Source organism: Halorientalis salina (assembly GCF_005049285.1).
In the GTDB taxonomy this organism is placed as follows: Archaea; Halobacteriota; Halobacteria; order Halobacteriales; family Haloarculaceae; genus Halorientalis; species Halorientalis salina.
In genome coordinates, this window is the sequence record NZ_SOSC01000003.1 from 142388 (window position 1) to 167136 (window position 24749).

The following is a 24749-nucleotide window of genomic DNA, read 5'->3' on the forward strand; positions in this document are numbered from 1 at the left end:
ACGTAGTTTCACGCCGATATCCTATATTCTGACTTCTGATATTTCAGGGGCGGCATTACCGGACAGCGATCTACTCGCGTACAGCGCACCAAAATAACACCAGTACGTTTGTTAGAGAGATCGGAGGGAGCCGTTCGTCAGATCTCGGTCACCCGGTCGTACTCGTCGGCCAGGGCCGCGGCGTCCTCGGGGAGGAGTGCGACGAGAAGATACCGTCGACCTCACTCGACAGCGGTCGCAGTCCGCCCTGGCCGTGGCCGCTGCGAGTCCCTGACGATCGAACTTGTAGGCGGTGAACGGGGGCTCACGTGATCGTCCCCGGACGTCGGCCACCGCTGCTCCATCCCCGATCCGATCGGATTCAGGTCGGATTCGTCTGCGAGGCCGGCGACCTCGGTCCGCCTTCCACCCGAACTGCCCCCATCGCCCTCGAAATTTACCCTGCACGGAACACTGAGATCAGCCACAGTACAAGTCGCGATCTCCGTACCCGCTCGTGATAGTGTTTGGAGAAGCTTCCCGAGACGACTAGAATAACACAAATACCATCGTTATTCTGTCGGCAATCTGTTCTGACAGCCCTTCGCTAGAGGTATTTTAGAAGAGAATATAGGTTTTTGATTCTATAAATTGCTCATAAACACCGATAGTAGCCAAAAGTAGATCTAAATAAAGATATTAGTAGTATAATAGCCACAAGTAGCGCATCAGTATACGTAATTTAGCAAATTTTAGTTATAAGCTATGTTATCTACTTCTATCTATCGTCATCCGAGTTCGAATCTTCACGGCCAACCAGCAACACGCCAGAACACAGATGTTCGGAACTCGTTTTCGAATCCGGAGTTCGAATCAGAGAACGAGCCATATGGAAACGCTTTTGCGAAGATAAGACCCAGTATTCGCCCAATGACAGAGAAAACGGAGCCAGACGAAGACACAGTCGCCGTATCAATGGAGATATCGGGCAAATACGATGACGTAATAGCGAAGTTGCAATCCGGTGGGTCCAGACGGCCGGGTATCGAGCCCTTCGTCGATGATCTGGCGGTCCTCTTGGACACGGTCGTCGAGATGGGCGGTGGCACGCGAAGCGCGATCGCCCAGCAGTTGCCCTCGGACATGGCCGCCTCCTACGATGCCCAAGCGGTCGTCGATACACTACAGGTGCTCGAACGCTACGACCTGGTCGTCCTCGAAGGGAATACCTGGAAACCGGGCCCGAAGCTAGAGGAGTAGCCGAATCCCCGGATGGGACGACGACTGTCGACGATTCAGGAGAGTCGCTCGTCCCACACGCGCACAATGCAGCGCAGTGTATGGGCCCTGGCGGGGACATCCAGAGTTTTTACGACTGTCAGCCAGTTGTTGAGTGGTGCTTGACGCGTTAATACCGCTGCTTTTGAGCCGGTATTCTAGAGAGATCCACATATCGATATCTGCGAACCCTCCGAGATGAGGACGTTTCTTCATCGTAACTGATACAAATCTGATAAGAGTGTTTCGACTGAACGAAGGCAAACACTCTTTGCCACCAGTCTGTAATACAAGCGTATGTCGAATACGGATACATCTAGCGGCGATCCGGAGAAAACGAATATCAATATCCGCCTGACGGAGACGTTCCTCGAAGACATCGACGCGACGTGGCAAGACGAAGGCTACAACAGCCGCAGCGAGTTCATACGGGAAGCCTTGCGTGACGCGGTTCGGCACCCGGACCTGACCCGCGAGAGCTGGAAAGAAATCGCAGCCGTCGAGCACGCGCGACGGACGGGCGAGAGCGAGACGTTCTCCCGCGAGGAAATTCTCGGCGACGATGAGTGACGACGAGTGGACCTGGCAGTTCCGCAAGCCCGCCAAGCAGACCTACGACGATCTCGACGACCACGCCCAAGACCGAATCACTGACAAGCTGGATGAGATCGTAAACGACCAGTGGCGAGACCCTGGTGACTACCTCGAACCGCTGACCGGTGCGCCACACTCGAAACTCCGTATCGGGCAGTTCCGACTCGCTGCCGACTGCAATCACGCCGAGTAGATACTGGATATCTATAGTATTGAGCATCGTAGAGGCGCGTACAAGGCAGACGACGACTGACAGGAAACCGGTAGCAATCGGCGATAGTTTTCATACACGCGCTGTGTCGGTTACCAGTGAAGGCACGAAGGCAGCGACTCGCATCCACGCGCTGGATGAACTCTGGACAAGCCAGGATACCATCAAGAGATGGAAAAGAAATATGCTGGCAACGTCGCTAGCTGGCGATTTGAAAATATGAATGTTCTTCCATGGGCCCTGGCGGATTTGAACCACCGACCGCCCGGTGTCCCACAACACTGACGCGAGTCAGCAGTTGATATGAGCCGGGTGCTCTCACCAGACTAAGCTAAGGGCCCTTATTTACCGGATCTATTATCTGGGTTCTTTAGGCTATCGGGATTGCACTCATCTCCCAAATTTTCTATAGCAAACCGCTAGATCTCAATTCACTTTGAAGTTCGTCAGTATCGCTGATTACCAGGAAGTCCATATTTTGTTTATCTATATATTCCAGCTTCTCTTCGAAATTTTTTGCGTTTGGACGTGAGCCTGGAAGATACCCATCTACCTCTATCCAGAGGGGGATGTCAGACAATAGGAAATCGCTCGTCCAAGGCGTTCCCTCTATTTCTGGATGGACCGTATAGTTTATATTGTGGTCATACAGAAACCGAGCAACCTTCAGTTCGAGTTTGCTATCTAATTCTCTCCAGTTGGGCCTTCACAATCGTGTCCATGTTTCTTTCCGGGGCTGATCCCGGCAGCGTTACATGCCTGTTTCCACGAATCGAATAGTACCTTCACCGTGCTTGTTGCATACTCGCCGTGCCTTCTATACGCACGGGTTGTAAGACGGTCAGATGGTAGTTTGTTGACGACACGACGCATATCCCTGCAAATTTCTGGTTTATCTTCGGGGCCGTACTTGTGGACTTGCAATTTCCCCTCGCTCAGACCCGCGTCCTCCAGAACTCCAAGCCAACCGTCATCACCAGCCATTGAATATAGGGTCGCCAAGGACGGGAGGCTGTCCGCTTGTTGAGCCTCACGTGTTGTCGGAGATTTTTCGAGTTTTTCAGCAAGGGCTTGTGTGTCAGCAATTAGATCTGAGTAGGTGTAGTCTCCGAGATCGTATCCCGTATGCTGATTACCGTGAAACTCGCCCATAGTCCAGTTACCCTGGCTATCTCGTTTAAACCTCGGAACAGTAGCCCCATTGACAGTGTGATCTGCAGGCTTACGTGAATACCCTATGCTATCAGCTACCGATTGATTAGATATGGTCAAATGATAGAACAAACCATAGCCGAAAGTTTCTCAGTAAAAGTCACGCCACCGCCAGGGTTCGAACCTGGGACAACCACGTATCTGCGGCGAACAGGGGATTCCTATTCACCGTAACAGCGTGGTGCTCTACCAACTGAGCTACGGCGGCCCGTTTGTCTGCATTCCACGATAGCTCAGGTGATTTGAAAGGGCTTTCGTTTTCGACGCGCATCGACACGCTTTCACGCGGTCACCGGAAACCGACGCGTATGAGCGACGAGTTCGCAGCCGTCGTCGATCGCGTCCGCGAGCGCGTCACGCCCGACGACGAGGAACGAGCGAGACTCCGCGAGGCGACCGACCGACTCGTCGAGCGCACCGAGACCGCAGTCGATGCTCTCCCCGTCGACGGCGACGTGCTTCTGGTCGGCAGTACCGCCCGCGGGACCTGGCTGGCCGGCGACCGCGACGTCGACATGTTCGTCCGGTTTCCCGCCGACCTCGACCGCGAGCAACTGGAGACGTACGGCCTCGACATCGGCCGCGAGGTCCTGCCCGAGGGGCACCAGGAGTACGCCGAACACCCCTACACGGTGGGAGAGTTCGAGGGGTTCGCCGTCGATCTGGTTCCCTGCTACGACGTCGAGGACGCGACAGCGATCCAGTCAGCCGTCGACCGCACGCCGTTCCACACCGAGTACCTCGAAACGCGGCTAACCGACGACGTCGCCGGCGAGGTCCGCGTCTGCAAGGCGTTCCTGAAAGGGATCGGCGTCTACGGGAGTGACCTGAAAACACGCGGGTTCTCGGGCTATCTCACCGAGTTGCTCGTCCTCGAATACGGTGGCTTCCGTGCGTTCGTCGACGCCGCCGCGGACTGGCACCCACCGGTCGAACTCGACCCGGAAGACCACGGGGTCCAGTCCTTTTCGGACCCGCTGGTCGTCATCGACCCGACGGACCCCGAACGCAACGTCGCCGCCGCGCTCTCGCCGGCCAACGTGGCCCGACTCCAACACTACGCCCGGGATCTGCTGGCCGACCCTCGGGAAGACCTGTTCGAACCCGACGACCCCGATCCGTTGTCCCCCGACGGGGTCCGCACGGCCCTGCAGGACAGGGGGACGACGCCGGTCGCGATCCGGTTCGAGACGCCCGACATCGTCGAAGACCAGCTGTGGCCCCAACTTGAAAAGTCCCTCGACGGCGTCACGGGCGAACTCGACCGACGTGGGTTCGACGTGTTCCGCGCGGAGGCGTTCGCCGACATCGAGTCGGCCGACGAGGCCGTGCTGTTCGCCGAACTCGCCGTCACCGAGCGACCGCGGGTCGAACGCCACGAGGGACCGCCGGTTCACGTCCGCGACCACGCGACCGGCTTTTTCGAGAAGTACGCCGATACGGAGGCCTACGGGCCGTTCGTCGACGGCGACCGCTACGTCGTCGAGCGCGAGCGGGCGTTCACGACCGCCCGAGAATTCCTCGAAAGCGACGCGCTCTTCGACGTGGCACTGGGCGCACACGTCGAGACGGCGCTCGGCGACGGGTACGAGGTACTGGTCGGTGACGATATCACGGCACTCTGCCCCGCGTTCGGGGGCGAACTCGCGCGTTACGTCTCGCCGAAGCCCTGATCTTCCAACGCGTCGAACACCTCGGTCGCTCGGTCCTGTGGTTCGTCGTCGGGTTCCATCGGCTCGCGTCCGTCGAACACGTCGTGGACCATGCTGACGCTCTCGGCCAGGGTGTCGAGCCCGTAGCCGCCCTCAAGGACGAAGCCCAGACCGGCGTCGATGTCGTCGGCGAGCGTGCGGAACCGGTCGGTCATCGCCCCGTACCCCTCCGTCGAGACGCGCATCCGTGAGATGGGGTCGTGTCGGTGGGCGTCGAAGCCCGCACTCACGAGGACCAGGTCCGGACCGAACTCACGGAACGCCGGTGCGATGAGGTCGTCGATGGCCGCCAGGTACTCCGCGTCGCCACAGCCCGCGGGCAGGGGAAGGTTCAGCGTCGTTCCCTCGGCGTCACCCTCGCCGGTCTCTTCGACGTCGCCGCTGCCGGGATAGAGCCCTTCCTCGTGGATGGAGGCGTAGAACACGTCGGCGTCGGTGTAGAAGATGTCCTGAATCCCGTTGCCGTGGTGGACGTCCCAGTCGAAGATCGCGACGCGGTCGGCCGATGCGTCGTCGATAGCCTGGCGTGCGGCGACCGCCGCGTTGTTGATGAAACAAAAGCCCATGGCGTCGTCGGCCACTGCGTGATGGCCCGGCGGGCGGCCGATCGAGAAGGGCGTCTGTCGGCCGTCGTCACCGGCGAGGGCACGTTCGGCCGTCCAGATCGCCTGGCCGGCGGCGGCTAGCGCGGCGTCCCACGTCGCCTCGACAGCGACGGTGTCGGAGTCCCAGTCGCCGCCCCCGTCAGCACAGAACTCCTTGACGGAGTCGACGTACTCGTCCGTGTGAACGCTTCGGACGGCGGCGTCCGAGGCCGGATCGGCCGCGACGTACTCGACGCCGTGTTTCTTCGTCAGGGCCTGACGGATCGCTCGCAGCCTGTCGGCACTTTCGGGGTGTCGATACCCCGTCGTGTGTTCGAGACAGTCCTCGTGATAGCCGAATTTCATTCGAAGTATTGGGCGAGCTCGAAGTACGCCTCGATGTCCTCGGCTTTGATCGTCCGTCGTCCGGCGTGGTGGGCGAGCCTGGCCGCGGCCGCCGCGATGTCGTCCGCGTAGTCCTCCAGAATGTCCGCGAGCGCGATGCGCGCGTCCATGGACACGCGATAGCTGTCGTCGATGTCGAGTCGAGCGATGCGGTCGATGGGTGCGATGGGAAGTTCGAGCGTGTTCTTGTCCGGGGTCGCTGGCACGCCGAAATCCGACGCCATCAGCGTCTTCCGGCCGTCCGCCGTCGCCGCCTCGGCGGCGTCGATGGCGAGGCTCGCGCCCCGAGATTGGATCCGGCGAGCCAACTCCTCGGCGGCTTCAGCACTCACCCGAAGGGACCCAGCGTTCCGTCGAATGACCGTGTCGACCGGGGCGACCGGCAGCTCGACGCTCATACGCCATACCGGGGCGGTCGCGCTCTTAAGACTTTCCGTGAGTCCGTAGGCGACCGCTCCGCCTAGAAGACGTCGTCGGCGTCAAGCCGCCCGTCCGCAACCGGCCCGCGTGCCGTGACTTCCTGCCCTAACTGCAGGGTGGCGTCGGTCTCGACGCTCATCGTCTCCTCCCCGTCGTCCAGTACGACGGGCTGGCCCGTCTGGACGACCGTCCCCGTGAACTCGACGACTTCGGCCTCCGCCGAGTCCGTCTGTGTCGCCGCCGCCGCTGCCGTTGCCCCGCTACCGTCGGCTCCACCGGCACTCCCACCGTCACCGTCGGCGAAGGCGTCGAGTCCCGTGTCCGCCTGCTCTCCCGTCGCTGTCCCGTCGCTGTCGCCGGTTGCCCCACCAGCACCGGCAGTGTCCGTCGCACCGTCCTCGAGCACGACGACCGTCGACCGCCAGTTCGCGGAGGCCTCCAGGTCGTCCTGCCAGCCGTCCTCGATCTCGACGTCAGCCAGGAACACCTCGTCGCCCGGTTGAACGTCCTTGTCGGCCTTGTCGCCCCACAGCGCGACGCGGATGTCGCCGGTTTCGTCCTGGACGCGGACGTTCCGGACCTGCCCCTCGGAGCCGTCGTCGCGGTCGAACGTCCGTTTCGGGTCCGTCGACCGAATCACGCCGCCGATATCGACCGACTGGCCGATCTCGATCGCGTCGATGGGCGCGGTTTCGGGCGTGAACTCGACGGTGTCCTCGACCTCGTCGACGGCACCGCGGTCGCCCACGTGCAGTTCCAGATCGCCCTCGCGTTCGCGGACGTAGCCGTCGACGACTTCCACGGCGACGCCGGGGTCCAGTTCCTCGGCCCGCGCCGTGCGTTCGTCCCACAGCGTCACTCGAATCCGGCCGGTTTCGTCGCCGATGGCGAGGTTCGCGACCTTCCCCTCGGAGCCGTCGTCGCGGTCGAACGTCCGGACACCCTCGGTATCGAGGACGAGTCCCCTGACGTTCACGTCGGACTGACCCAGCGTGAGGCTCTCGATGGCCGTCGTCCCCCCCGGCTGGACGTCGATCTCCTCCTCGTCGTCGGGTTCGGCCTTGTCGACGCTGACCTCCAGCCCGTTGTAGCCGTCTTTGGGTCGGCCCGCGATGCGGAGCACCTGGCCGACTTCGAGTTGTCCCTCGTCGATGCTCACGGCCTGTTCGTCCCAGAATGAGAGGGTGATCGACGCCGTCTCGTCGGCGACGTCGACGTTGATGACCCGGCCGTCCTCGTCCTCACCGTCGCGCTCGAAGGTCCGGAGTTCGCCGACGCTCATCACCTTCCCGATGAACTTGACCTCTTCCATGCCCGGCTCGATGTCGGCGATCGCGTTGACCTCGCCCTCGGAGAGTTCGTGTGCGATGAGCATCGCCGCCGTCTCCGTGTCGGCGAGCCCGCCCATCTGCTCTACCTTCTGCTCGACGGCCTCGCGGAACTCCTCCTCGGAAACGTCGGCCTCCACGTCCGCGTAGATGTCCTCTATCGCACCCATCTGTCTGTGCATGTGGAAGGTTGCGCTCCGCTTAAGCGTTGCCGTCGCTCCTTGGACCCGCCGCCGTCCGTCGATTCCGCCGCTCGTCGCCCGTCGGTCATACCCGAGGCTGATGCGCTCTCTGATTTAAATATACGGCCCGGACGTTTCTGCGAGGCGCGCGCTGTCGCGCGACGAGCACGTGCGAGAGATGAGCATCGGAGCGAGCGAACAACGTGAGAGAGCCAGAAGCGCAGTCGGTTGGGGAGGTGTGTGGATTGCTGTGGCTGAGTTGGGAGCGGTTCGCGGCAGAAGCGTCCTGACGGAGTCCCCGCGAGTGAAACGAGCGGTGGCACGGTAGACCAAGCTCTGCCGGAGATTTGAACTCAGTCGCTCCCGTTCCCTGCTCAAATCTCCGTGACCGTTTCGCCGCTCACGGAGGCGAGCGACAAACGCGTCGCTCGCCGAGTTGTTCGCGGCAGAAACGTCCTGACGGAGATTTGAACTCCGGTCCCTGGCTCCGCAAGCCAAGAGGATAGTCCACTACCCTATCAGGACTCATCTCTTCGTTTCGCGGTTGCAGATAAAGGGGTTACGATTCGGCGACCGCGTGTGGGTACGTACCGATACCCAGGTTCGGTTGCCGACTATTGGTTAATTTCTTGTCGAAATCAGCATTATTATATCAGGTCGAGACGGATCAGACGTATGGCCGAGCCGGTCGCAAATCGCGATACGACCCCTCCATCGGAGCGATTGCGCGGGGCGGCGAACATCCTCGTCCTGGAGCCGTCGTTCGGGCGGTCCACGAGCGGCGTCTGTACGGATCTCCTGGCCGGCGAGGACCCACCGAGTGCAACGGTACTCGGCATTACCTACAGGCAGTCACCCGCCGAGTGGATCGGTGGGTGGGAAGACGCGACCGGGACCGCGCCCGCACACGGGATGGTCATCGGTGTCGGCGACCTGAGCGACCTCGACGCGGCGTCCGAGTCAGCGCCCGAGACCGCGGACCGCTGGACCGTCGAGAGCATCGAGAACGCGTCGGACCTGACCGGGCTGGGGATCGAACTCAGTAAGTTCCTCGAACAGGCCCACGAGACCGACGCAGTCGACCGCCCGCGGCTCTGTTTCGACTCGCTGACCGCGCTCCTGCAGTACGCCGACCTCAAACGCGCCTTCCGGTTCCTCCACGTCGTCACGGGCAGGGTCAAGTCCGCCAACGGTATCGGACACTACCACATCGACCCGGAGGCCCACGACGAGCAGACGCTGGCGACGATCAAGGGGCTGTTCGACGCCGTCGTCGACGTCGACGAGACCGGCGAGTGGTCCGTCGAGACGCGCTGACGGCGACCGTCGCGGCGAGTTCGCAGGCTCAAAGGCTCGTTTGACTCTACGGTAGTTCCTTTTTATACGGGGACGATGGTGTACCCATGCGACGACGCAGACTCCTGAAAGTCACCGCCTCCGCAACCGCCCTCTCGGCGTTCGCCGGCTGTACCCAGACCGGTGAGCGCGGGACCGAGGAACCGACCGATTCGCAAACAGACACAGACGATCCCGGGAGCCAACCGGGGACCAACGGCACCGACTCGCAGGGAACTGAGGCAACCGACATCGCCGACGGTTCGACCGGCAGCGAAGGAGCCGAAAGCGAGGTCGGCTGGAGTAGCGGCGGTCGCATGAACGGCGTCGACTTCTCCTTTAGCTCTCGCAGTCCCGAGTGCGGCGAGGGCGAAGACGACGTCGACATCTCCTTCGACGACGACGCCGGGGAGATCGTCCTCGATGGCATCATCAGCGGGAGCGATCTCTGTAAACGCGCCCAACTGACGTCGGTCGAACACGATGAAGACGAGGACAAGCTGACGGCGACTGTCGAAGCCGTCGACCGGGAGGACTGCGAGGACAGCGACATGTCCGCAGGCCAGTGTCAGGTCGACATCGAGTACGAAGCCACCTTCACCTTCGAGGACGAGGTGCCGTCCGAAGCGTCGGTGAGTCACGGCAGCGGTTTCGGTGCCAGCGCCGCCCACGGGGGTTCCTCCGCCAGCGCCAGCACCAGCAAACAGGTTACCGAAACGGCCGACTAGTCCACCGAGGCCCGGGGACGGTCGACCACTGGCCGACACAACCCCTTTGGCGACGGCAGGCAAAGCGACGGGGTATGGAGCCACACCTCCGGGCCGGCCTGGCGATCTACAACGCGGGCGATTTCCACGCCGCACACGACGCCTGGGAGGACCGCTGGCTCGACCTGGAGCGTGGCACCGACGACGAGCGGTTCCTGCACGGGCTCATCCAGTTCACCGCGGCCGTCCACCACGCCACCGACCGGAACTGGACGGGCGCGACCGGGCTGACCGACAGCGCGCTCGGCTACCTCGAGGGCCTCGGCGACGAGTATCGCGGTGTCGACCTCACCCCCGTTCGGTCGTACCTAGCGCTGCTCGACGCCGACCCAGAGGTGATCGAGCGTCGGTCGCCGCCGCCTGTTTCACACGAGGGAACAATAGTCGGGCTGTCAGATCTGTCCTTCGAGGCGGCGGCCGTCGCCGCCGAAGTGTACGCCGAAGCGCGTGGCTACGACGAAACGGTCGTCGAACGTGCGGTGCGATACGCGAGGGCCGATCTCGACGCCGGCCGGGGGACGAGCGAGTTCGTTACTTTCGTGCTCGACTTCGCCAGGGACGCCGAGAATCGAGGAATCGTCTTCCAGCGGCTTGCCGAACACGTCGACCGGCGAGCACAGCGAGAAGCGGACGTCGATGGGTTGTTCGACTAGAACTGATCGACGACCTGATCCATACAGCCGTTGCCGGGCTGGAAGTACTCGCAGTGGTCGGCCACCGAATCAGTCACGTCGACGTCGTCGTAGTCACCCGGTGCCGTCCCGTCGGCACCGTCGTCACCGAGCGCCTGAGAGCCGAACTCGCCGATGCTGTAGATGTACTCCAGAACGGCGTCGCTCCCGCTGTGGAAGTTGTCGACCTGCTCGGCGCCGTTCGCGACGGCGTCGTAGAACTCGCCGTCGCTCCACCAGCCCTCGGTGATCGAGTCGCCGTCGACGGCCGCCCCGAGCAGCGAGAGCGAGGTGACGCTGTCGCCCGTCGATTGGAGTTCGTCGAGACAGGCCAGCGACGCCCGCGCGCCCAGCGAGTGACAGACCAGGCGGACGGTCGTCCCTGGATGGTCGCTCATGTAGTCCCGGAGCCAGTCGGCCAGTTCCCGCCCGTGTTCCTCGGCGGTGTCCTTGGCCGACCACCACCAGGGGTTGTTTGACGGATATTTGAAGCCCACCACGTCGCCGCCGTAGCTCGTCTCGTCGAGCGCCATCTTGCACGTGTAGGCCTGCCCCGTCGCGTCGCCACTCAGTTCCTCCTGCCAACCGTGGACGAAGACCAGGAGTTCGTCCGTCCCCCACGGGAAGTCCCCGCTCGTCGACCCGTCCTCGATCATCGGGAACCCGTCCGGCGCGTCGCTCGCGTTCAGCTTCAGACAGGTCCCCGCCGAGGCGCTCCCGCTGAAGGCCGTGACGCCCGTCAGCGCGACTGCCCCAGTGGCCGCCCCCTGCAGTACGTCACGTCGGTCGACCGTTCGCTCCCCGTCTCCACTGTCGCCTGCATTCCCCTTGCGAGACATACTCTCGTGTATCCAACCCGCATGTAGACTTATTATGCCGGTAATAGGCGGCCATTTATATATAATTATAAGTAAAGAACACCATTATATTAAGTAATAGGTATAGAGAAATATAGTCTGAAACCGACAAATACCGTCGGTACGTCGTCTCGGAGCCGGTGGCAGAAACGACGGTCGTCGGACGAGGCAGGTTTCAGTCGTCGACCTTCTCGTCGCCGTCCCATTCGGCGGAGTTGTCCATCGGTTCGTACCCCAGGGCCTCCTTGGCCCGCTCGATGGAGTAGTACTTGCGGTCGTTGTCTGAGATTCCGTAGACGATCTCGAAGTCGTAGTCGGCTTCGATCGTGCGCGCGTGGAGGTGGGCGCAGTCCCGGTAGGAGAGCCACATCGCCTGGCCGCGTTCGTAGTCGATCGGCGGGTGTCCCTGGGTCAGGTTGCCGATGCGAACGTTACAGACGGAGATGCCGTGTTCGTCGTGGTAGTACCGGCCGAGAACTTCGCCGGTGGCCTTCGAGACGCCGTAGAGGTTGCCGGGGCGCGGGAGTTCCGTCCCGTCGAGGCGGTATTCGTCGTGCTGGCGGTACATCTCGGGGGTGCGCTCGTCGGTCTCGTAGGCACCGACGGCGTGGTTCGAGGAGGCGTAGACGAACTTCTCGACGCCGTTCTCGATGGCCGCCTCGTACATCTTCTGGGTGCCGTCGATGTTGTTCGAGAGCACGCTCTTCCACGGTGCGGAGGGGCGCGGGTCGCCAGCCAGGTGGATGACGGCCCCGACGCCGTCGACTGCCGCCTGGACTTTCTCGTCGTCGGTGACGTCGCCGACGAGGTACTCGTGGTCGGGTTCCTCCTGCGGTGGGCTGTGAAACATGAGCCGCCAGTCGTACCGCTCGCCGATGCCACCGAGGATGGCCTCGCCGACGTTACCGCCCGCCCCCGTGAGCAAAACCGGGTCGTCCATTCAGGTAACTCTGAACCGCGGCGTCAGTAAGTAAGATACGATTCGCGTCCTGTCGGCGTGGTAATACTACTGGACCGGTCGTGCAAAGGCCAGCGTGCCGCTGATGTTGTCGATGTAGACCTGGAGTTCGTCGCCCTCGCTGGTGCCGGGGACGAAGATGCGGTACTTGCCTTTCTCGGCGACGCCGTCGCCTTTCCGGCCCATGCCGGTGATCTTGACCTGGTAGGTCTCGCCCTCTTCGAGCGTGGCCGTCGTCGACGATGACTTGCTACTGCTGCCGGCGCGTTTCTCGACCGGGCGGAAGGCACCACAGGCCTCACAGCGCAGCATCTGCGTGCGGTCCTCGGTGGTGAGTTTCGTGTCCGGCAGGCCACATTCCGAACAGACGACGTACTCCTCGGCGTAGTGGTCGAGGGCCGCCTCGAAATCGCCCTCGTCGAAGGAACCGTTGTAGCGGCTGCGGTCGTCGTCGAACGAGCCGTTGGTCCCGAACTCCCGCTGGACGAACCGGTGGACGTGTTCGGCCTCGCGCGAGAGCGCGTCGGCGATAGCCTTGAGGTTCGTCAGGCGCGTAAACGCACCGTCCTCCTGGACGGCCGGGTCCGGGATCTGGAGCCGTTTCTGGCTGGCCGAGCGTTCGGGGAGTTCCTCGTACGCTCGGTCGAGTGTGGCTTCGTAGTCCATACCGTCAGGAGTCGGTCAGCCCGTATAGGGCTTCCGTACGACATCCTCCGCGCCCTAAAGAGCGCGGTTTCCTCCGTGGGAGTCTCAGCCGGTCTACGAGTCCCCGAAGGCAACATTCCCGTTGTGGTGGACGGTACTCGGGTCTGTGCGCTGTTCTTTGGGACGGTGAGAGTGTGGTGACTCCGACCAGTCGTGGTCGTCCCACTCGAACCGCACTGGCCGTGCCATCGGCCTGACTGCCTGTTCTGTGTGCCGTTTGAGGAACGTTTCTGAGGCTGTGAGGTCGGCATTTCCCTCGAACCCACACGGACAGGTGAGTGTGTCCTGATGCCGGGTCGTTCGGTCTCTCGAACCACATTGCGGGCACTCCTGGCTGGTCCATGCTTCCGACCGGACTTCCACCGAGATACCGTATTCCTCGGCGGTACAAACCAGGCGCTCGGTGAATTTCCTGAATGACCAGAAATTGTGGGTCTTGGCGTTGGTTTCGACCGACCAGTGCGTGTCCAACACGTCGATCAAGCCGCCAATATACACTGTATCCACGCCGTCCTCGTACAGTCTTTCCAGCAGGTCACGACACAGTGCCTCTTGGGCGTGGTCGCGGCGTCGGGTCCGTTTCCGATATAATCGCCGGATACGTTCGCTACTGTATCGCCAGTCTTCGAGTTTCGACTGTAACCTGGCGATTTCTCGTGTCGTCTCACGGAAACGGTTGAACAGGTCCCGACCTTCGTACAGGTATTGCTCGCCGGTCGTGGTGGTACAGGCGACGAGAGTGTTCGCACCAATGTCCAGAGCGGTCATCAGACTGCGTCTGATGGGCAACCAGAAATCTCCGATTTCTGGTGACGGCCGTCTCTGCGGCCAGTGGAGTGCCCCGTGCATTATCAGGAACAGTCACGGGTTGCGAAGCCCTGAACGTGCTATCAGTCTCGTCGTACCACAGGTCCAACCGGCCCTGCTTCTCGTAGTTGGGCCAGTTCGGGTCGCCAGCGATTTCAAGCCGGAGACGCCCGGTGTGGTCGTATCTATCTTTCAACTCGCTCCCGATCAGTATCTCAAGCCGGGAGCGCTCGCCCCATTCGACGGTGTATGCGTCGTTGCGAATGACGCCTTTGAGTTGGCGTCCATCGTCTTTGTTGTCGAGGCGAATCTACGATTCGCCGACCATTGGAAATCGGAGATTTCCAAGACCACGGAAGCCCGGCGGTTCCGGATGTTCCGTGACTGACGTATTCGACTCATCGTGGTACTGGTCCTTCAGGCGGAAGAACCCGCGCCACGCTTCACTGTTTTTGCGTATCACCTGTTGGGCAGTGGACGCACCAAGCACGCCCTTGTACTTGCCTTCGAGTCGGCCTGTATCGGTGTCCCACACGTCCTCACCCTCAAAGCCGTCCTCGTCGTTGTCAAGCAAATCGTAGATTTGCGTACATCGCGGAGCTTTGCTCCGCTCAGTACCGCATGAGGCGCTGGTACGTGACTTGGTTCCAGAGCGCGGCAGAAGCGTCCAACAGGTCCCGTAGCAGTTGCTCTCCGGTATTTGAGAGTGGTCGCACGGCGAACGTGTTGGTACGCTTCATGGCCCACTGTTACATCCAATCCGTCTTGTAATAAAGTACAGCTAACCACAGTGAAAGTAGAACTCGCGGCGAGTGGTAGAAACTCACGACCAGCAGTAACGGGGGGGTTTTCACTGGAGCGGACGCGATCCACACCCGTTCGCCAGACTGCGTCTGTCGGGCAGCCAGAATCCGGCGGATTCTGGGAACGTCCCCAGAACGCTCCGCGTTCTGGTGTGCGAACGAGACGCTTCGCGTCTCGTCAACGTCCCCAGAAATCTCCGATTACTGGTGTCTCGGAAACCGGGGATTTCTGACGTCGAAGGGAATGTGTAGATTCCCTGCCCATTGAAAAACTTCACTTTTCAAGAAGTCCGCAGGAGCGGCAGCTCCTGAGAGATGCGAATGAGAGCTTCGCTCTCGTCAACGCCACTTCGGCCCTCGATTCCGACAGAGCGTCAGAACACTTGGCCCTCACGGGAATGGGAAACTCTCTCGCAGTCACAGGTAGGAATCCGCCACGCCAAGGTATTTCACGCCCATCCCCAAGGGACTTTTCGCCCCGGCCACATTCTCGTGTCATGGATCCGACCGACGCCCAGACCGCCTGCTTCGAGGCCGGCATCAAGTTCGGCTCGCTCTATCACCAGTTCGCGGGCACGCCCGTCAGTCCCGACAGCGCCGACTCGCTCGCCCGCGCCATCGAGGAGTCCATCGAGAACCAGCCACACTGTGAGTCGGTCTCCGTCGAGATACTGACCGACGAACTCGCGGCCGCCATCGACGACGGCGCGGCCGAGTACACCGAACTCACCGGCCAGTTCCTCGACGTCGAGATCCGAATCGACTACGATGACGTCGACGTGCTGGCCCGGATGGAGATGGAGGACGGCTATCCCATGATGCGTGTCGCGGACGTGGACGCCTGACAGCCTCGACTTCCGAACGTGAAACTCCGAGTGGGTGTATATATGTCTCGCTCCTGAACCGTCGAACATGACCCTCTACGCCGTCGACGACATCGGCGACGCCATCGAAGCGACGAAGGAGTACCTCCTGCCGGTCGACCGCTCGCGCTGGCTCCGACTCGCGCTCGTGGTCCTGTTCGTCGGCGGCGGACTCGGGATGCAGTTCCCCGCGAACTTCGGTACCGGGTCAGTCGATTTCGGTGGTGGCGACGCCCCCGCCACCGAGGGCGACTTCGACCCGAGTACGCTCCCGTCCGAGCTACCGGGACCGATTACCGCTGAAAACGTCTGGCTGCTCGTGGGCGCGCTCGTCGCCGTGGCGATCCTGCTTTCCCTACTACTGGGGTTCATCGGGGCCGTCATGGAGTTCGTCTTCGTCGAGTCGCTCCACCGTGATGCGGTCCACGTCAGGCGCTACTTCGGCCGCTACTGGCGGTCGGGGCTGCGACTGTTTGGCTTCCGATTGGGCGTCTCCGTCCTCGGCCTCCTCGTCGTCGCGCTCGTGGGGGCCGCCGTCGCCCTCGCCGCGTTCGGTGGGATCCCGACCGACCCGGGAGCCGCCCAGATCGTCGGCGCGATCGTCGTCTTGGTCCCTGTCATGCTGATTACCTTCGCGCTCGTCTCGCTGGTCAACGGGCTCACCACCGCCTTCGTGGTCCCGATCATGCTGGCAGAGGACCGTTCGGTCATCGACAGCTGGCGGCGGTTCTGGCCCACCCTCCGCGGCCAGTTGAAACAGTACGGGGTGTACGTCCTCATGGCATTCATCCTCACCATCGCCGTCGGTATCCTTACCGCGACTGCGATGGGCGCGGGTGCCATCGCGCTGGCGATCCCCTTCCTCATCGTCGGTGGCATCGTCGTCGCTGTCAGCGGACACCTGTCGCTGGCAGTCGGTGTCGCTCTCGCCGCCCTCGTCGTCCTGTACGTCCTGCTCGTCGTCGCGCTCCTGGCCCTGATTCAGGTCCCGCTCCAGACGTTCCTGCGCCTGTACTCGCTGCTGGTCCTCGGCGACAGCAACGAGGCCTTCGACGTGATCGGCGATCTCCGGGCCGACATCCGGGACTGACCGGCAAGTGCCGAAACCCCTCGGTTCGAGTACGGGGTAAATAACCACCCCCTCGCCCGCCGTCGATTACACTTTCACTTTCGGGCAGGTATTTATACCCTCACGCGTTGAAGCGTCGGGCATGGGTCAGACGACACTGGACGACGACGACCTGTTCGACGAGGCGGCATCGGAAATGCGCGAAGACGTCGAGGAATCGCTGGCAGCGGCCCGCGAGTCCCTCCCGGAGGGCGACACCATCTGGGACGTCGACGCGGACAACACCCTGGGCGTGCTCAACGGCCTCCGCTCGGCGCTGGACACCGAGGACGCCGCGGACCACCTGACCGACGCCAAGAAGTGGTACACGATGGGCGAACGCGCCGACGCCTTCGAGGACGCCGAGGACCTGAAAGCACAGATCGAGTCCCTCGACGCCGTCTTCGAGGACATCGAGGACGCCCACGAGCAGGTCAGCGATCTGGCGAGCACGATTCCGGAACTCCGCGGTGCACTCGACGACGCACACGAGGCCGCCGCGGAGAGCGATGCCGAGGCCGACGCGGACGCCGAAGCAGAAGAAGCAGAGGCGGCCGACTAGCGGTGCTCAGGCAGGCCGCGATCGCGGGCTGCGACGCGGTCGAGTAGCGCAGCCAGTGCCCCAACCGCCTCGTCGAATATCGTCTCCCCCAGCGCTTTGCTTCCGTCGCTCGGATCGCCGACGGCACCGTTCTCGCTGAACTCCGCCGAGTCGTAGGCGAGGTTCGTCCCGCTCTGGAACTCGCCCCAGCCCTCGGCAGCGCCTTCGCCCGCCTCGTCGAGTCGGTCCTCGTCGACGAGGTCGGGATGGAGATGCTGGAGGACGCTCGTTTCGAGCGGGCCGCCGTGGCCCATGTCGATGTCGTCGGGGTCCACCGCATCGAACCAGGTGAACGAGACGGCGTAGGCGTCGGTATGACGAGTGACCTGGCCACAGAGTTCGCGGAGCGCAGCGGTGTTCCCACCGTGGCCGTTGACGACTACAATCTTATGCCAGCCGTGGCTGGCCAGGCTTTCGATCGTTTCACGGACGTAGTCCCGGAAGGTGTCCTCGCTCACCCACAGCGTCCCGGTGAACTGCCGGTGTTCCTCGGCGATACCGATCGTGATCGGTGGCGCGACGACGACCGGCTGGTCTGTCCGGGATTCGTGTTCGTCGGCTCCGGCCCCGGCGATGGCGTCGGCGGTGAGGAAGTCGGTCCCCAGGGGCGCGTGGGGACCGTGCTGTTCGGTGCTGCCGACCGGGAGGACCGCCAGGTCCGTGTCCACGTCGGCGGCGTCGGTCCAGGTGGCCTCGGCGAGGTGCATACTGGCGTCTCGGGGGCGATTGCCATAACAGTCCGCGGTTCCCACTCCCTGAGAACAGCTTGCGGTCGTTCCAGTGTGGTGGGAATCGGTTGCCGGTATTTTGTGTGGTCCGGCGGAAGCCCGAACTGAGACGTCACCGCGTGTGGCGTAGTCGAGGTGAGAGAACAATGTCGCACTCCGGAGCCCACGACAGGAGGCAGGAACCGGACGAACACGGGGCCGGCGACCACCGTCTCGAAAGCGTCCTGGTCCCCCACGCGGACGGGCCGGACGAACTGACACTGTATCCGGCCGACGCATCCGACGAGCGGATCGTGACGACCTGGATGACCGCCCAGGAGGGCGCCTACGTCTCGCTCGACGACTGGCGGTGATCAGTCGTCGTCGGCGTCGGTCTGGGCGCGCCGCTGGGTCGCGCGCTCGATGAACTCCTGGGGGAGTTCGTCGATCTCGCCGGCCTGGACGGCCCAGAGGTTTGCGTAGAGACCGTTTTCGCCGAGCAGTTCCTCGTGGGTACCCCGTTCGGCGATCGCCCCGTCTTCGAGGACGACGATCTGGTCTGCGTCCTTGACCGTCGAGAGCCGGTGGGCGATGGCGAAGGTGGTGCGGTCCTCGCTCAGGCGGTCGAGCGAGCGCTGGATGAGCATCTCCGTCTCGGTGTCGACGTCGCTCGTGGCTTCGTCGAGGATGAGGATCTCGGGGTCTTTGAGGATGGCGCGGGCGATGGCGATGCGCTGGCGCTGGCCGCCCGAGAGTTTGACCCCGCGCTCGCCGACCTCCGTGTCGTAGCCATCGGGGAGCGTCTCGATGAACTCGTGGGCCTCCGCCAGTTTCGCGGCCTCGACGATCTCCTCACGGGTCGCGTCGAAGGTGCCGTAGGCGATGTTCTCGGCGACGGTGCCGTAGAAGAGGAACGTCTCCTGGCTGACGTAGCCGATGGTCTGGCGGAGACTCCGAATCGTCGCGTCCCGCAGGTCCTGGCCGTCGACCCGGATCTCCCCCTCGTCGACATCGTACATCCGAAGCAGCAGTTTGAGAACTGTGGATTTCCCGGCACCTGTGGGACCGACGAGCGCGAACGTCTCGCCGCCCTCGACGGTAAACGAGACGTCTTCCAGGATGGGCTCGTCGTCGTAGCCGAAAGAGACGTCTTCGTACTCGACGCGGCCGTCTTCGACGTCGAGTGGTTCGGCGTCGGGGTTCTCCGCGATGCGGGCGGGCGTGTCCATCAGGCCGAAGATGCGCTCGGCCGACGCGCGGGCGCGCTGGTACATGTTGATGATCTGCCCGAACTGGGCCATCGGCCAGATGAACCGCTGGGTCAGGAGGATGAACGTGACGAACTCGCCGGTGTAGAGCGGTTCGGTGAAGATCCAGGGCGCACTGCCGGTCTGCTCGAATATCAGCACCCAGTAGCCGCCGACGGCGAAGGTGAGGACGAAGCCGATGCCGGCGATGACGCGCAGGCCGGGGAAGAACTTGATGCGGGTCCCGATGGCGTCCCAGTTGGCATCGAAGTAGTCCCGGGAGACGTCCTCGACGCGGTCGGACTCGTAGCGTTCGGTGTTGGCGCTCTTGATGACCTGAATGCCCCCCAGATTGTTCTCCAGTCGGGAATTGACTTTGCCGACCGAGGCCCGGACCTCGGCGTACTTGGGCTGGATGGTCTTGATGAACCGAACGGTGAAGTAGGCGATGAGCGGCACCGGAACCAGGGCGACGACGGCGAGTTGCCAGTTGATCCACAGGAGGATGCCAGCGATGCCCAGCACCATGACCGACAGGCGGAACGCGGAGTTCATCCCGTCGTTGAGGAAGTTCTCCAGCCGGTTGACGTCGTTCGAGAGGATCGACATCATCTCGCCGGTCTGCTTGTCGGCGAAGAAATCCATGTTGAGCCGCTGCATCTTGTCGTAGGTGTCGGTCCGGATGGCGTGCTGGATGTGCTGGGCGAAAGCGTTCCAGCCCCAGTTTCGCACCCAGTGGAACGCGGCCCCGCCGAGGAAGGCCCCGGCGATCAGGCCCACTGTCAGGAGGAGTTGGCCGGTCTGTGTCGTCGGCAGCCAGCCGTCGGGCACCAGCGCCAGCCCGAACGCCTTGTCGTTGCGGAGGATCGCGTCGACGGCGAGCCCGAGCAACACCGGCGGGAGGAGGTCGAGCATCCGGGCGACGATGCTGCCGAACACGCCGACGGCGAAGGCACGGTCGTTCTCACGGCCGTACTCGGCGAACAACCGCTTCATCGGGTTGTCCGCCCGCTCGCGGGCCGCCTCGAACGGGTCGTCGTCGGTATCCGCGGCACCGATATCCATCACCTGTAACAGGGCCTGACCTCGCAAAAGCGCGTCGCCTCCGTCCGATTGCTGTTCCCCTCAGTCCACGTCGTCGGAGAGCGCAACGGTGTCCCCGACTTCGACGCCCGTCTCGTTCGTGTAGCCACGGTTGACTTCGAGCACGTACTGCCCGGTCCCTCGATAGCGAGTGAGGTCGGCACCCGAGACGTTCGGTTCGGTTTCGGCGTGGTGGATGCGCGTGATCGTCCCGTTGGCGGCGACGAAGACGATATCGAGCGGGAACGACATGTTCCGCATCACGTAGTCGTGCGTGCCTTCGCGCTCGTAGACGAACAACATCCCTTCGTCGGCAGCCAGCGACTCGGTTTCGCTGAGGCCGGTGTAGCGTTCCTGGTTCGTGGCCGCGATGTCGACCTCGACGGAACCGAGCGCGGTCCCGTTCCGATCACAGAGCTGCACGGTGGCGTTGTCGTCGGGTGTCTGGCACGTGGCGGTCGCGTCAGTCGTGGGTGACTGCTCGGCCGACGTAGAGCCGGGGATGCCGACGCACCCGGCACTGAGGGCGATAGCCAGGAGGGCGACGAGACGGATCGAGTGAGTGGACGGCACGACTGCACGTGCGACCGCGAGCGAAAAATGCGTTCGGGACGGTCAGGTCGCGGACTCGGGCACCGCGACGGTGTCGCCGACGTCGACGCCCGTCCTGTTGGTGTACCCCCGCTGGACTTCGAGCACGTACTTGCCGCGACCGGTGTAGCCGGTGAGGTCGTCGCCCCGCTCCCCCGGTTCGGTTTCGGCGTGGTGGATGCGCGTGATCGTCCCGTTTCCGGCGACGAAGACGATGTCGAGCGGGAACGACATGTTCCGCATCACGTAGGTGTGGCGCGCCTCGCGGTCGTGAACGAACAGCATTCCCTCGTCGGCATCGAGGGACGCAGTCCGGCTCAGACCGACACGGCGCTTCTGTTGCGTGTCGGCGATGCGGACCGAGACGGTAGCAAGCGTCGTCCCGTTGGCGTCCGCAAGGGTGACGTTTCCGGTCTCGTAGTCGCCCTCATCCAGTGGTGGGGCGAGAATACCGCTCTGGACGATGACGACGGCTGCGAGGACGAGGACCAACACGCCCACGAGTGCGGTGATCACCTTCGGACGCATACGCGACCGGTCGAACGGTGTGAGGGTAAGGCTGTCGACCGAGAGAGAAAGTGTTATTCTTGGGCGTCGGTATCTACCGATGTAGGGTTCGTGGTCTAGTCGGTTATGACGCGGCCTTTACAAGGCCGAGGTCGGTGGTTCGAATCCGCCCGAACCCATTATCCTGCCGCTCGCACTCCGCGAGCGGCGCATAGATGAAGTGAGGGCGATTCGGACCCTGGCAGTCGCGCGCAACGAAGTGAGCACGTCTGCCTTCGGTTCGAATCCGCCCGAACCCACTGCTACGCGACGCGAACAACTCGTGAGTGCCGCGTGAAGCGTGAGTAGCGGATTCGGAGTAGCGAAACGAGTGAGCGATAGCGAGCGAGTTTCACGTGGTTCGAATCCGCCCGAATCCACTATCCTGTCGCTCGATACAGGATCGTTCGCCTCACTAACTGATCGAGGATCAGTTTCTGATCGACATTCGCGGCTTAATACTATAGACGGTGGGGAAGTACACTGTGAGTGTGTCCCACCAACTCTCCCGAGAAACGACCGATCGCGAGGCGGTCCCGATAGGTGACGTTCTCGACGCCCTCAGTAACGAACAGCGGCGTGCCGCGCTCCGAGTGCTCACTGCCGATTGCGGCACGTTCGGGGTTCGAGAGCTGGCACGGGAAGCGAGTAGGGGATGCGACTCCGTCGCTAGCAAGGAGCAGTTCGCGACCGCACTCCATCACAACCACCTGCCGCGACTCGACGAGTTGGGGCTGGTCACCTACGATTCGGCGGAGAACGTCGTCGAACCCGACGATTCCATCGCGGAACTGCGATCGTACCTCGAGTTCCTCGACGTCAAGGAAGAGCAGTGAGTCGGCCGCCCTGACCGACTCCCAGAGAGGGACACCCGATTTTCGAGCGGTCCCCGCTGGCGTTTCAGATGGAACCGTCCGGCCTTACCCGCGCTCGACGAGTTCGCGTGCGAGCGTGAGACTGGTGGCGACGTGGTCCCTGGCGACGGGATCGTCGATATCGCCGGCGCGTTCGAGCAGGTCGACGACTGTTTCGGCGCGGTCGATCGCGACCGTCGTCGAGACGTCACTGGTCGCGATGTCGGCCGCCACCGCCTGGGCCTCGCCGAGCCAGCGGTTCGTCCTGGCGTCGAGCGGTAACTGCTCGGTCGCTTCGAGATGCTCGTGTATCCCGGCAGTCAGCGCCCGCACGTTCATCTCGGATGGATCGCTCGACGGTGGCCCGCCCTCGGTGCCCATACGACGTAATCGGGCTCGGTTCCCGTAGGCTCTGCGTTCTCTCGGCCGCCGTGTCTCGACGTCCGAGTGCAAATGGGCTGTCGTCGGGCGGTTTTCGGTGGGCGCGGGCCAGGTCTCGTCGTGACGCGACTTTCGAAATCCTTTTTTCTACCACCGTCATCGTTCGAGATGCGACAGACGCGGGCCGCCTTAGCTCAGACTGGGAGAGCACTCGACTGAAGATCGGGCTGTCCCCGGTTCAAATCCGGGAGGCGGCATATTCTGCGGCGACGAACGAAGTGAGGAGACGCAGAAACGACGCCGAGCGGATTCTGAACCAGACCGGAAAGGTGCAGCGAAGCGAGCATTTCCGGGCGTGGTTCACAATCCGGGGGCGGCGTCCTGTCTCACAACGGTATATCGAACCCCACATTCGACTGGTGACACCTCAAACCGTGAGCAGTTCGCCGTCCTCGGGGACGAGAACGTCCGTGACAGCGTCCCGCAGGTCGTCGCGGGTCAGCAGGCAGTGGTTGATCGCGTCCATGTGTACTGCCGCGACGGGACAGTCGGCGGCGTCGGCGGTCGACGCGACGTCGTCCGCGTCCATCGTGATGGGGTCGCCCTCGACGAACCGCGCCGCGCCGGCGTTGACCACGATCGCGTCGGGGTCGTGGCGGTCGATGGTCTCGGCCACTGGATCGTACCAGACGGTATCGCCGGCGAGATAGATCGTTCGGTCGCCATCGAGGACGAACCCGGAGACGGGGCCCATCTGCTCGGCCAGGTCGCCGTGGCCGTGGCGGGCCGGCGTCCGGGTAACCTCGATGCCGTCGATGGTCACCGAATCCTCGACTGGACGCACATCGGTGAATCCGTCCTCGCGGAAGGCATCGGCCTCCTCTGGCTGACAGAGTAGCGAAACGTCCTCGTCCAGTCGGTCGGTCGCGGCGTCGTCGAAGTGGTCGCGGTGCCGATGGGAGACGAGCACCGCATCGTGTGAGATGTCCACGTCGGGGAGCGGGACCAGCGGGTTCTCCCGGTCGTTCGGCGAGTTCGGGATGGGTGGGATGTCGCCCGGCGCACCGAGCATCGGGTCGACCAGGAGCGTCGTTCCGTCGAGGGAGACGAGCAGGGTCGCGTGGCGAACGAGCTGAATGGTTGCCATACAGTCACACGGGCACCGTCGACCGTAAGGATACGGCTTCCGGAGGGTACGGCCGCGTCCCCGTGTTCAGGCACGGGTGGGACACAGACACAATGTCAATCATTATACTACCTGCGTCTGATGGAGGCGGTACATGAAGGCAGGTGTGCTCGGGATCGTCGACGGGACGTTTTCGGCAGTCGATTCCGTCACGGAAACCGTCACGGCGGACGGACAGGACCTCGAACGGAGTCTGCAGATCGACCGGGTGTTCTCGACGCCAGCCGGCGAGATGGCGTTCGAGGGCCGCGCTGCGGCCGAAACCCTCGTCGACCGAGAGACGGCGAGAATCGACGGCGGCGATATCGAACGCATCGAAAGCACCCGGACCGTCACGGCGTATACCGAGTTCGTCGGTGTCCCAGGTGAGTTCATGGCCGTCGACAGCGGGGACGGGACGTTCGCCTTCGACCTCGTTGCAGCGGCGACGGACACGACGATCGAACGCGCGTCGATCGATCTCGACGCGTTCTTCGAGGGTCACGCGTCGGCCACGCCCTGGAAAACCGGATTCAGCGGGACGGGAGCGAACGCCGTCAACGGCGTCTTCCACGGCGAGGACCTCCGGACCACGCACGACCTCGACGACATCCTGCGCGATTCGAGTCTGAACCAGGTCGGACTCCGCTACCCGTACGACGGGGCCGACGTGAAGATGACGGCCGCCCGGAGCGGGTACGTGGAGGTGTACCGACCCACTGCGTTCGATTCCGGGCGTTACCTGGACTACCTGCACGAGGAGATCACACCACACGTGCAGTGACGCATCTCGTC

Annotated in this window: 26 protein-coding genes, 5 tRNA genes and 1 pseudogene; 15 read left to right on the top strand and 17 right to left on the bottom strand. The window is 62.9% G+C overall.

From position 1 onward, the window contains the following. Nucleotides 1–909 precede the first annotated feature (909 nt). The 3 genes from E2481_RS07780 to E2481_RS07790 all read left to right on the top strand — a co-directional run bounded on the left by E2481_RS07780 (nt 910) and on the right by E2481_RS07790 (nt 2044). The gene (locus E2481_RS07780; RefSeq protein ID WP_136716575.1) at nt 910–1239 is read left to right on the top strand and encodes a hypothetical protein; all 330 of its coding nucleotides are present in this window, start codon (nt 910–912) and stop codon (nt 1237–1239) included. Nucleotides 1240–1554: 315 nt separating this feature from the next. Continuing rightward, nucleotides 1555–1827, top strand: a complete 273-nt coding sequence (locus E2481_RS07785; protein ID WP_136716576.1) for a ribbon-helix-helix domain-containing protein — start codon at nt 1555–1557, stop codon at nt 1825–1827. Further along, nucleotides 1820–2044, top strand: coding sequence for a type II toxin-antitoxin system RelE family toxin (locus E2481_RS07790; protein WP_136716577.1), 225 nt, complete (start codon nt 1820–1822; stop codon nt 2042–2044). Before E2481_RS07785 ends, E2481_RS07790 begins: the two co-directional genes overlap by 8 nt. A gap of 252 nt (nt 2045–2296) precedes the next feature. Here E2481_RS07790 and E2481_RS07795 read toward each other — a convergent pair. From E2481_RS07795 to E2481_RS07805, 3 genes are all read right to left on the bottom strand, one after another. Beyond that, nucleotides 2297–2403, bottom strand: a tRNA-Ile gene (locus E2481_RS07795). Between the two features lie 343 nt (nt 2404–2746). Further along, entirely contained in the window at nt 2747–3214 is a 468-nt protein-coding gene (locus E2481_RS07800) for a homing endonuclease associated repeat-containing protein (RefSeq protein WP_136716578.1), read from the bottom strand. Between the two features lie 163 nt (nt 3215–3377). Then, nucleotides 3378–3482 (bottom strand) — tRNA-Asn (locus E2481_RS07805). A 100-nt stretch (nt 3483–3582) separates the two neighbouring features. Here E2481_RS07805 and cca point away from each other — a divergent pair. After that, nucleotides 3583–4947, top strand: a complete 1365-nt coding sequence (cca, locus tag E2481_RS07810; protein ID WP_136716579.1) for a CCA tRNA nucleotidyltransferase — start codon at nt 3583–3585, stop codon at nt 4945–4947. On the opposite strand, the gene E2481_RS07815 is transcribed toward cca, so the two are convergent. The 4 genes from E2481_RS07815 to E2481_RS07830 all read right to left on the bottom strand — a co-directional run bounded on the left by E2481_RS07815 (nt 4926) and on the right by E2481_RS07830 (nt 8430). Then, nucleotides 4926–5936, bottom strand: coding sequence for a histone deacetylase family protein (locus E2481_RS07815; protein ID WP_136716580.1), 1011 nt, complete (start codon nt 5934–5936; stop codon nt 4926–4928). The two genes, cca and E2481_RS07815, sit on opposite strands and share 22 nt — an antisense overlap. After that, nucleotides 5933–6373 (bottom strand): histone family protein, encoded by a 441-nt coding sequence (locus E2481_RS19130; RefSeq protein ID WP_136716581.1) that lies wholly within the window; start codon nt 6371–6373, stop codon nt 5933–5935. Before E2481_RS19130 ends, E2481_RS07815 begins: the two co-directional genes overlap by 4 nt. A 62-nt stretch (nt 6374–6435) precedes the next feature. Beyond that, nucleotides 6436–7893, bottom strand: a complete 1458-nt coding sequence (locus E2481_RS07825; RefSeq protein ID WP_136716859.1) for a single-stranded DNA binding protein — start codon at nt 7891–7893, stop codon at nt 6436–6438. A gap of 464 nt (nt 7894–8357) precedes the next feature. Next, nucleotides 8358–8430 (bottom strand) — tRNA-Arg (locus E2481_RS07830). Nucleotides 8431–8580: 150 nt separating this feature from the next. Between E2481_RS07830 and E2481_RS07835 the strand changes: the two genes are divergently transcribed. The 3 genes from E2481_RS07835 (at nt 8581) to E2481_RS07845 (ending at nt 10660) form a co-directional block, all read left to right on the top strand. Beyond that, nucleotides 8581–9222 carry a DUF7504 family protein gene (locus E2481_RS07835; RefSeq protein ID WP_136716582.1) on the top strand — a complete coding sequence of 214 codons (642 nt, stop codon included), beginning with the start codon at nt 8581–8583 and terminating at the stop codon, nt 9220–9222. A gap of 86 nt (nt 9223–9308) precedes the next feature. Next, nucleotides 9309–9968 (top strand): hypothetical protein, encoded by a 660-nt coding sequence (locus E2481_RS07840; RefSeq protein WP_136716583.1) that lies wholly within the window; start codon nt 9309–9311, stop codon nt 9966–9968. Nucleotides 9969–10042: 74 nt separating this feature from the next. Next, on the top strand, nt 10043–10660 hold the full coding sequence (locus E2481_RS07845) for a DUF309 domain-containing protein (protein WP_136716584.1): 618 nt from the start codon (nt 10043–10045) through the stop codon (nt 10658–10660). Here E2481_RS07845 and E2481_RS07850 read toward each other — a convergent pair. The 4 genes and pseudogenes from E2481_RS07850 to E2481_RS07865 form a co-directional block, all read right to left on the bottom strand. Beyond that, nucleotides 10657–11517 (bottom strand): DUF726 domain-containing protein, encoded by an 861-nt coding sequence (locus tag E2481_RS07850; protein WP_136716585.1) that lies wholly within the window; start codon nt 11515–11517, stop codon nt 10657–10659. The two genes, E2481_RS07845 and E2481_RS07850, sit on opposite strands and share 4 nt — an antisense overlap. Nucleotides 11518–11710: 193 nt before the next feature. Next, the gene (gene azf / locus E2481_RS07855; RefSeq protein ID WP_136716586.1) at nt 11711–12475 is read right to left on the bottom strand and encodes an NAD-dependent glucose-6-phosphate dehydrogenase Azf; all 765 of its coding nucleotides are present in this window, start codon (nt 12473–12475) and stop codon (nt 11711–11713) included. Nucleotides 12476–12541: 66 nt separating this feature from the next. Continuing rightward, nucleotides 12542–13159 carry a translation initiation factor IF-2 subunit beta gene (locus E2481_RS07860; protein ID WP_136716587.1) on the bottom strand — a complete coding sequence of 206 codons (618 nt, stop codon included), beginning with the start codon at nt 13157–13159 and terminating at the stop codon, nt 12542–12544. A 93-nt stretch (nt 13160–13252) separates the two neighbouring features. After that, a pseudogene (locus E2481_RS07865) lies at nt 13253–14745 on the bottom strand (RNA-guided endonuclease InsQ/TnpB family protein). Between the two features lie 560 nt (nt 14746–15305). Here E2481_RS07865 and E2481_RS07870 point away from each other — a divergent pair. The 3 genes from E2481_RS07870 to E2481_RS07880 all read left to right on the top strand — a co-directional run bounded on the left by E2481_RS07870 (nt 15306) and on the right by E2481_RS07880 (nt 17341). Then, on the top strand, nt 15306–15653 hold the full coding sequence (locus tag E2481_RS07870; RefSeq protein ID WP_136716588.1) for a dihydroneopterin aldolase family protein: 348 nt from the start codon (nt 15306–15308) through the stop codon (nt 15651–15653). A 67-nt stretch (nt 15654–15720) separates the two neighbouring features. After that, entirely contained in the window at nt 15721–16761 is a 1041-nt protein-coding gene (locus E2481_RS07875) for a DUF7544 domain-containing protein (protein WP_136716589.1), read from the top strand. 121 nt (nt 16762–16882) lie between these two features. Continuing rightward, on the top strand, nt 16883–17341 hold the full coding sequence (locus tag E2481_RS07880; RefSeq protein ID WP_136716590.1) for a DUF5790 family protein: 459 nt from the start codon (nt 16883–16885) through the stop codon (nt 17339–17341). Here E2481_RS07880 and E2481_RS07885 read toward each other — a convergent pair. Then, entirely contained in the window at nt 17338–18087 is a 750-nt protein-coding gene (locus E2481_RS07885) for a creatininase family protein (RefSeq protein ID WP_136716591.1), read from the bottom strand. The genes E2481_RS07880 and E2481_RS07885 overlap by 4 nt on opposite strands. A 167-nt stretch (nt 18088–18254) precedes the next feature. Here E2481_RS07885 and E2481_RS07890 point away from each other — a divergent pair, with 167 nt between their 5' ends. Then, a complete protein-coding gene (locus tag E2481_RS07890; protein WP_136716592.1) occupies nt 18255–18461 on the top strand; it encodes a DUF7511 domain-containing protein in 207 nt (68 codons plus the stop codon). Here the strand turns inward: E2481_RS07890 and E2481_RS07895 are convergent, their stop codons facing one another. Genes E2481_RS07895 through E2481_RS18965 form a run of 3 tightly spaced genes read right to left on the bottom strand, consistent with a single transcriptional unit; the run spans nt 18462 to nt 21536 of the window. Further along, nucleotides 18462–20399, bottom strand: coding sequence for an ABC transporter ATP-binding protein (locus tag E2481_RS07895; protein WP_136716593.1), 1938 nt, complete (start codon nt 20397–20399; stop codon nt 18462–18464). A 60-nt stretch (nt 20400–20459) separates the two neighbouring features. Beyond that, nucleotides 20460–20990: a DUF192 domain-containing protein gene (locus E2481_RS18960; protein WP_250137761.1), complete on the bottom strand. Its 531-nt coding sequence runs from the start codon at nt 20988–20990 to the stop codon at nt 20460–20462. A 42-nt stretch (nt 20991–21032) separates the two neighbouring features. Then, a complete protein-coding gene (locus E2481_RS18965) occupies nt 21033–21536 on the bottom strand; it encodes a DUF192 domain-containing protein (RefSeq protein ID WP_250137762.1) in 504 nt (167 codons plus the stop codon). 84 nt (nt 21537–21620) lie between these two features. Here E2481_RS18965 and E2481_RS07905 point away from each other — a divergent pair. Together E2481_RS07905 and E2481_RS07910 are read left to right on the top strand one after the other, a co-directional pair. Beyond that, nucleotides 21621–21694, top strand: a tRNA-Val gene (locus E2481_RS07905). Nucleotides 21695–22039: 345 nt separating this feature from the next. Beyond that, nucleotides 22040–22390: a DUF7344 domain-containing protein gene (locus E2481_RS07910; RefSeq protein WP_136716594.1), complete on the top strand. Its 351-nt coding sequence runs from the start codon at nt 22040–22042 to the stop codon at nt 22388–22390. 84 nt (nt 22391–22474) lie between these two features. On the opposite strand, the gene E2481_RS07915 is transcribed toward E2481_RS07910, so the two are convergent. Next, nucleotides 22475–22789, bottom strand: a complete 315-nt coding sequence (locus E2481_RS07915; RefSeq protein ID WP_136716595.1) for a hypothetical protein — start codon at nt 22787–22789, stop codon at nt 22475–22477. A gap of 183 nt (nt 22790–22972) precedes the next feature. On the opposite strand from E2481_RS07915, the gene E2481_RS07920 reads away from it, so the two are divergent. After that, nucleotides 22973–23046: transfer RNA gene (locus E2481_RS07920), tRNA-Phe, on the top strand. Nucleotides 23047–23216: 170 nt separating this feature from the next. On the opposite strand, the gene E2481_RS07925 is transcribed toward E2481_RS07920, so the two are convergent. Then, entirely contained in the window at nt 23217–23936 is a 720-nt protein-coding gene (locus E2481_RS07925) for an MBL fold metallo-hydrolase (protein WP_136716596.1), read from the bottom strand. Nucleotides 23937–24069: 133 nt separating this feature from the next. Here E2481_RS07925 and E2481_RS07930 point away from each other — a divergent pair, with 133 nt between their 5' ends. After that, complete coding sequence (locus tag E2481_RS07930) at nt 24070–24738, top strand: hypothetical protein (RefSeq protein WP_136716597.1); 669 nt, start codon at nt 24070–24072, stop codon at nt 24736–24738. The last annotated feature ends 11 nt before the right edge of the window (nt 24739–24749 follow it).